At 61.3% G+C, this 6,571-nt stretch carries 5 protein-coding genes and 1 pseudogene; 4 read left to right on the top strand and 2 right to left on the bottom strand.

Annotated features, from left to right (window positions below; translation table 11 throughout):
• Positions 1–266: 266 nt before the first annotated feature.
• Positions 267–1,118, bottom strand: a complete 852-nt coding sequence (locus VFE81_RS23970) for a MurR/RpiR family transcriptional regulator (RefSeq protein WP_325046963.1) — start codon at positions 1,116–1,118, stop codon at positions 267–269.
• A 293-nt stretch (positions 1,119–1,411) separates the two neighbouring features.
• Between VFE81_RS23970 and edd the strand changes: the two genes are divergently transcribed.
• From edd to VFE81_RS23950, 4 genes are all read left to right on the top strand, one after another.
• Positions 1,412–3,316, top strand: coding sequence for a phosphogluconate dehydratase (edd, locus tag VFE81_RS23965; RefSeq protein WP_325046962.1), 1,905 nt, complete (start codon positions 1,412–1,414; stop codon positions 3,314–3,316).
• Positions 3,317–3,342: 26 nt separating this feature from the next.
• On the top strand, positions 3,343–3,984 hold the full coding sequence (gene eda, locus VFE81_RS23960; RefSeq protein WP_325046961.1) for a bifunctional 4-hydroxy-2-oxoglutarate aldolase/2-dehydro-3-deoxy-phosphogluconate aldolase: 642 nt from the start codon (positions 3,343–3,345) through the stop codon (positions 3,982–3,984).
• Positions 3,985–4,235: 251 nt separating this feature from the next.
• On the top strand, positions 4,236–5,600 hold the full coding sequence (locus VFE81_RS23955; RefSeq protein WP_325046960.1) for a GntP family permease: 1,365 nt from the start codon (positions 4,236–4,238) through the stop codon (positions 5,598–5,600).
• 10 nt (positions 5,601–5,610) lie between these two features.
• The gene (locus VFE81_RS23950) at positions 5,611–6,114 is read left to right on the top strand and encodes a gluconokinase (protein WP_325046959.1); all 504 of its coding nucleotides are present in this window, start codon (positions 5,611–5,613) and stop codon (positions 6,112–6,114) included.
• A 105-nt stretch (positions 6,115–6,219) separates the two neighbouring features.
• Here the strand turns inward: VFE81_RS23950 and VFE81_RS23945 are convergent.
• Positions 6,220–6,571, bottom strand: a pseudogene (locus VFE81_RS23945) (adenylosuccinate lyase); the annotation flags it as partial.

The following is a 6,571-nucleotide window of genomic DNA, read 5'->3' as shown; positions in this document are numbered from 1 at the left end:
GATCCTTCGGCACGAGCTCCTCGAGCGTGACCATCTCGAGTTCGTGCTGCATGGGCGTCGGTTTCTTGAGCATGACGCTCATTAAACGACAAAGCCCGGCGCATGGCCAGGCTTCGGGGGTACTTTGTCAGCAGTCTGAGCGGGCTCCCTTCGGGGAGCCCGCTTTCGTTGTGTGCTTGGGGGTTGAACACCTTGGCAGATGCGCTCGCGCTTCACGGTGCTGCATGGACCTCCACGGACATCAGATGGTAGGCCGTTGTTACGCGCTATCGCTGGGCGTCCGGATCAATCCGCCGCCGGGTGATGACTTCCTTCGCCTGCGCCATTTTTTCCACCAGTTCCGGCCCACGGCTCAGCGCCACCCCTACCGCCAGAATGTCGCCGATCGCCAGATGCGAGACCCGCGAAGTCATCGGCGAAAAGATGTCCGTGTCTTCGTCCACGTTGGCGAACAGGCCTACCGTCGCGAGCCGCGCCAAAGGCGAATTGCCGTGCGTGATCGCGATCACCTTCGCGCCCGCCGTCAGCGCGGACTTCACCGCATCCACGATATCGCGCGTACGCCCGGTGTTCGAAATCGCCACCACCACGTCGCCGGCGCCCAGCAGCGCTGCCGACATCAAAAACGTATGCGGGTCCGAATATGCGACGCTCGGCATGCCCAGGCGAAAGAACTTGTGCTGGACATCCAGCGCGGCAATACCCGAGCCGCCCGCGCCGTAGAACTCGATGCGCCGCGCCTTCGCCAGCAACTCGATCGCCGCCGCCACGCTATCCGACGACAGATTATTGCGTACCTGGATCAGCGCGCCGATGGTCCTGTCGAGCACCTTGGCCGCGATGCCCGGCGTCGGCTCATCTGACCGCACGTCGCGATAGACGGCGGGCACTTCCGCGGCAATGCCTTGTGCCAGCCGGATCTTGAACTCACGAAAGCCCGAAAAGCCGAGCGCATGACAAAACCGCGCGATGGTCGGCTGGCTCACGCCGGCGCGGGCCGCCATTTCGGTCATCGAGAGATCGAGCACCTCGCGCGGCGCCTCGATCACGTAATCGGCCAGCTTGCGCTCGGACGGGCGCAACTGCTCGCGCATCTCTTCCACCTGGGACAGCATCATCGGAAAACTCGCACTATGCTGAAGAATGCGTGGACTATATCTGATTGCTGAAGTAGGTACAAAAACTACATATTAGGTTCTAGGTGTAATCCCTACGTTTTGGTGTTTGTTTCGCCAAGGTAAGGCCAGTAAGGCGCTTGGACTATTTCGGCGATGCCGCAGCGCAACAGGAATCACCATTGCGATCGTGTAGTTTTTCTACTAATATTGCGTCGTCGACTGATCCGACATCCCCGCGATACCTACCTGGCATTAGTGCGCGCACGCCTCACGCCAGCGACGAAGGAGCTCCGATGGTTTCCCCGCATTCGCAATTGTTGAAGGTCACGCAACGCGTGGTCGAGCGCAGCAAGCCCACGCGCGAGGCGTATCTGGCCCGCATCCACCAGGCGCAAGGCAAATTTCCGGCGCGCGGCGCGCTCTCCTGCGCCAATCTGGCCCACGGTTTTGCCGGGCTCGAAGGTAACGACAAGTTCGCCATCAAGGCGATCCGCGAACCGAACATCGGCATCGTGTCCTCGTACAACGAAATGCTGTCCGCGCACGCGCCGTACAAAAACTACCCCGACATCATCAAAGAAGCCGCGCGTGAAAACGGCGGCGTCGCGCAATTCGCGGGCGGCGTGCCGGCCATGTGCGACGGTGTCACGCAAGGCAACGCGGGCATGGAACTGTCGTTGTTCTCACGCGAAGTGATCGCGATGAGCACGGCAGTCGCGCTGACGCACAACATGTTCGACGCTGCGCTGTGCCTCGGCATTTGCGACAAGATCGTGCCGGGCCTGTTGATCGGCGCGCTGCAATTCGGCCATCTGCCGACGATTTTCATACCGGCCGGCCCGATGGGCAGCGGTCTCTCGAACGACGACAAAGCCAAGACACGTCAGCTCTTCGCCACCGGCCAGTGCGGCCGCGACGCGTTGCTCGAAGCAGAGGCCGCCGCTTACCACAGTCAAGGCACCTGCACGTTTTACGGCACCGCGAACAGCAACCAGATGCTCATGGAAGTCATGGGCCTGCATTTGCCGAGTTCCGCGTTTGTGCATCCGCATACGCCGCTGCGCGACGCGCTGACCGCACAGGCCGCTCGCCGCGTGCTCGATCTGACGGTGGAGCGTGGCAATTACACGCCGATCGGCCATGTGGTCGACGAGAAGGCGATCGTCAATGGCATCGTCGCGTTGCTGGCAACGGGTGGTTCGACCAATCACACACTGCACCTGGTCGCGATCGCGCGTGCGGCCGGCATTGTGATCGATTGGGACGACTTCGACACGCTGTCGCAAGCCGTGCCGCTGCTCGCGAAGATTTACCCGAATGGCAAGGCCGACGTGAACCACTTCCACGCTGCGGGCGGCGTCGCGTTCCTGGTCCGCAATCTGCTGGAAGGTGGCTTGCTGCATGAAGACGTGAACACCGTCGCCGGCAAGGGTCTCCATCACTACACGGAAGAGCCGAAGCTGATCGACGGCAAGCTGCAATGGGTCCCGGGCGCGGAAAAGAGCGAAGACACGGCGGTGCTGCGCGGCATCAAGGAACCGTTCCAGCCGGACGGCGGCTTGCGTCTGATGCAAGGCAAGCTCGGCCGCGGCGTGATCAAGATTTCCGCAGTGGCGGCGCAGCATCGCAAGGTGAAGGCGCCGGCCATCGTGTTCGATTCGCAGGAAGCAGTACAGGCCGCGTTCGACAACGGCGAACTGAAGCGCGATTTCATTGCTGTCGTGCGCTTCCAGGGCGCTCGCGCAAACGGCATGCCTGAGCTGCATCGTTTGACGCCGTTGCTCGGTGTGTTGCAGGATCAAGGTTTCCACGTTGCATTGGTGACCGATGGCCGCATGTCGGGCGCGTCGGGCAAGGTGCCGGCGGTGATTCACCTGTCGCCGGAAGCTTTGCTGCAAGGCCCGATCGGCAAGGTTCGCACCGGTGACATGCTGGTGATCGATGCGGACGCGGGCGTGCTCGACATCGAAATCGATGCAGCCGAATGGGCGGCGCGGCCGGAAGCTTTGCCGCAGCATCAGGCGGAAAACGAAGTCGGCTTCGGCCGTGAACTGTTCGGCGTGTTCCGTGCGGCGGCGGCGCCGGCGGAGCAGGGCGCCTCGGTGTTCGGTCCGATGGTGGGCGAGCACGCGGCGCAACACGGTAAGCGGGTCAAAGCACACGCAGAAGAACACACAAGCACCACTCAAGCCAGCTAAACGCTGCAGAAACAAGGAGTCTGACTATGACAGCGAAAACAGTAAGCGATATCGTGCGCCTCGGCCCGGTGATTCCGGTGCTCGCGTTCGACTCGGTCGAGCAGGGTGAACACGTGTCGCGCGCACTGCACGCGGGTGGCGTGAAGGTGCTGGAAATCACGCTGCGCACGGCAGCCGGTCTGGAAGCGATCGAACGCGCAAGTCAGTTGGCCGAAGACATCGTGGTCGGCGTCGGCACGATCACGAAGCCCGAGCATTGCGCTCAGGCGAAGAAAGCCGGCGCTCAGTTCGGCGTGTCACCGGGCCTGACACGGGACATGCACAAGGCCGCGCAAGATGCGGGCTTGCCGCTGCTGCCGGGCGTCATGACGCCGACCGACATCATCACCGCACTGGAGCTCGGCTACGAGATCGTGAAGTTTTTCCCGGCGCAACAAGCTGGTGGCGTGCCGATGCTGCAAGCTTTCCAAGGCCCCTTCCCGACGCTGAAGTTCTGCCCGACTGGTGGCATTACGGCTGAAACGGCCACGCATTTCCTGTCGCTGCCGAACGTGGTGTGCGTGGGCGGCTCGTGGTTGACGCCGAAAGCCGCGCTCGCCGCGCAAAACTGGGACGAAGTCACGCGTCTGGCGCGTGCTGCCAGCCAGTTGGCCGCGCCCGCCCATTGAGTTGAAACGGCCCGCATTCTAGTCCGTTAGCAAGGTCCAACGCCAAGGAGCCTCGTCGATGCAGCCTGTCAGGCTGTCGCGGCGAGGCTTCTTGGCGATATGCGTGCCGGATTCGCGCGCTTTTAGAGGCAACAAACAGTAAAATTCAGCGTCCGCGCGGCTTGCCCGGTTTTCGGCACTGCTTCAGGTCGCCGTGAGACAGGTGCCAGCCGTGTTCAGCACCGACATCAATAACGCAAAGGAGGAGCTTTATGGAAGCTGTCCACGGCAGCACGCTGCTAGTCTTCGCGGTGATCGCCATCGCACTTCTGATCCTGTTGATCACCCGCTACAAGGTTTATCCGCTCCTCGTCCTGATCATCGTTTCGCTGCTGCTGGGTCTCGTATCCGGCATGCCGATCGGCACGATCGTCAAATCGTTCGAAACCGGCAACGGCAATACGCTGGGCCACATTGCGATCGTGGTCGGCCTCGGCACCATGCTCGGCAAGATGATGGCCGAGTCGGGCGGCGCGGAGCGCATCGCCACCACACTGATCGACAAGTTCGGCGAGAAGCACATTCACTGGGCCATGATGGTCGTGGCGATCATCGTCGGCTTGCCGGTGTTTTTTGAAGTCGGCTTCGTGCTGCTGATTCCGATCGCGTTCAACGTTGCCAAACGCACCAACAAGTCGCTGCTGCTGATCGGTTTGCCGATGATCGCGGGTCTGTCTGTCGTGCACGGTTTGATTCCGCCTCACCCGGCTGCGATGCTCGCGGTGCAGGCGTATCACGCCGACGTCGGCAAGACGATTGCTTACGGGCTGATCGTGGGTGTGCCGACGGCGATCGTTGCCGGTCCGCTGTTCGCGCTGTTGGTCAGCCGCCACATCAAGCTGCCGCAGAACAATCCGCTCGCGGCGCAGTTCCTCAGTGTCGCTGACGAGAAACAGGAAAAGCGCGAGCTGCCGAGCTTCGGCATTACGCTGTTTACGATTCTGCTGCCGGTGATCCTGATGCTGATCGGCAGTTGGGCCGACCTCGTGTTTACGCCGAAGACCCTGCCGAACGATCTGCTGCGTTTCGTCGGCAATTCGGACGTCGCACTGTTGATCGCTGTGCTGGTCAGTTTCTGGACCTTCGGCGCGAGCCGCGGCTTCAATCGTGAGCAGATCCAGAAGTTCTGCGGCGACTGTCTGGCGCCAATCGCGGGCATCACGCTGATCGTGGGCGCGGGCGGCGGTTTCGGACGCGTGCTGATGGATAGCGGCATCTCGAAGGAAATCGTCGGTGTGGCAACGGTCATGCATCTGTCGCCGCTGCTGTTTGGCTGGCTGGTGGCCGCGCTGATTCGTCTGGCTACGGGTTCCGCGACAGTCGCAATGACCACCGCCTGCGGTATCGTCGCACCGATTGCCTCGGCCAGCGGGGTGCAGGTCACGCCGGAATTGCTGGTGCTCGCCACCGGTTCGGGTTCACTGATTTTTTCGCATGTGAACGACGGCGGTTTCTGGCTGGTCAAGGAATACTTCGGTATGACGGTGGGGCAGACCTTCAAGACATGGTCGCTCCTCGAAACCATCATTTCGCTGATGGGCTTGGGTTTGACTTTCGCGCTCGCGACGGTCGTGTAAGGAGTTTTTGATGATTTTGATCGCAATGGGCGTGTCGGGCGCCGGCAAAACGAGGATTGGCGAAATGCTGGCGGAACGCCTGCACTGCACATTTACCGACGGCGACGCGTTTCACAGCGCCGCCAACAAAGAGAAAATGCACAAAGGCATTCCGCTTACCGACGAAGACCGTTGGCCATGGTTGCAAACCATCCGTGTGGCGATCGAAGAGAAGCAGCGGGCGGGCGAGAAGGCGGTGTTCACCTGTTCGTCGCTGAAGCGTTCGTACCGCGATGTTCTGCGCGGCGGTAGTAACGGTGATAAGGGCGTGTGCTTCGTCTATCTGCAGGGTTCGTTTGAGGTGCTACGCGAGCGGCTGACCACGCGCACCGGTCACTTCTTCGATCCGTCGCTGTTGCAAAGTCAGCTCGATACGCTCGAAGAGCCGGGTCCGGACGAAGCGATCACGGTGAGCATCGAATTGTCGCCGGAACAAATCGTCGACGAGGTGCTGAAGCAGATGGTGACGCGTTGAGGTCTCAAGCTCGCTCAGTCACGCAGGCCGCAGGATAGAAAAAGCCGCTTCGGAACTTTTGAAGCGGCTTTTTTGTGCCTCAAGAAACGAGGCAATGACTGAAGCTCAAGCGATCCGCTTCGCCAGTTCGACCGCCTTGCCGATATACGAACCCGGCGTCATGGCGAGCAAGCGATCCTTCGCATCTTGCGGAATCGCCAGGCCGCTCACGAACGTTTGCAGCGCTTCGCGCGTGATGCCCTTGCCGCGCGTCAGTTCCTTCAACTGCTCGTACGGGTTCTCGATGCCGTAACGGCGCATTACCGTTTGCACCGGCTCGGCCAGCACTTCCCAGCAGTTGTCGAGGTCTTCGTTCAGACGCTGCGCGTTTACTTCGAGCTTGTCGAGGCCGCGAATCAGCGAGTCGTAGGCGAGCAGCGAGTAGCCGAATGCGACACCGATATTGCGCAGCACCGTC

This window comes from Paraburkholderia sp., assembly GCF_035656215.1.
Taxonomy (GTDB): Bacteria; Pseudomonadota; Gammaproteobacteria; order Burkholderiales; family Burkholderiaceae; genus Paraburkholderia.
Note: the sequence above shows the minus strand (reverse complement) of the source record. Positions and strands in the feature narration are given on the sequence as shown.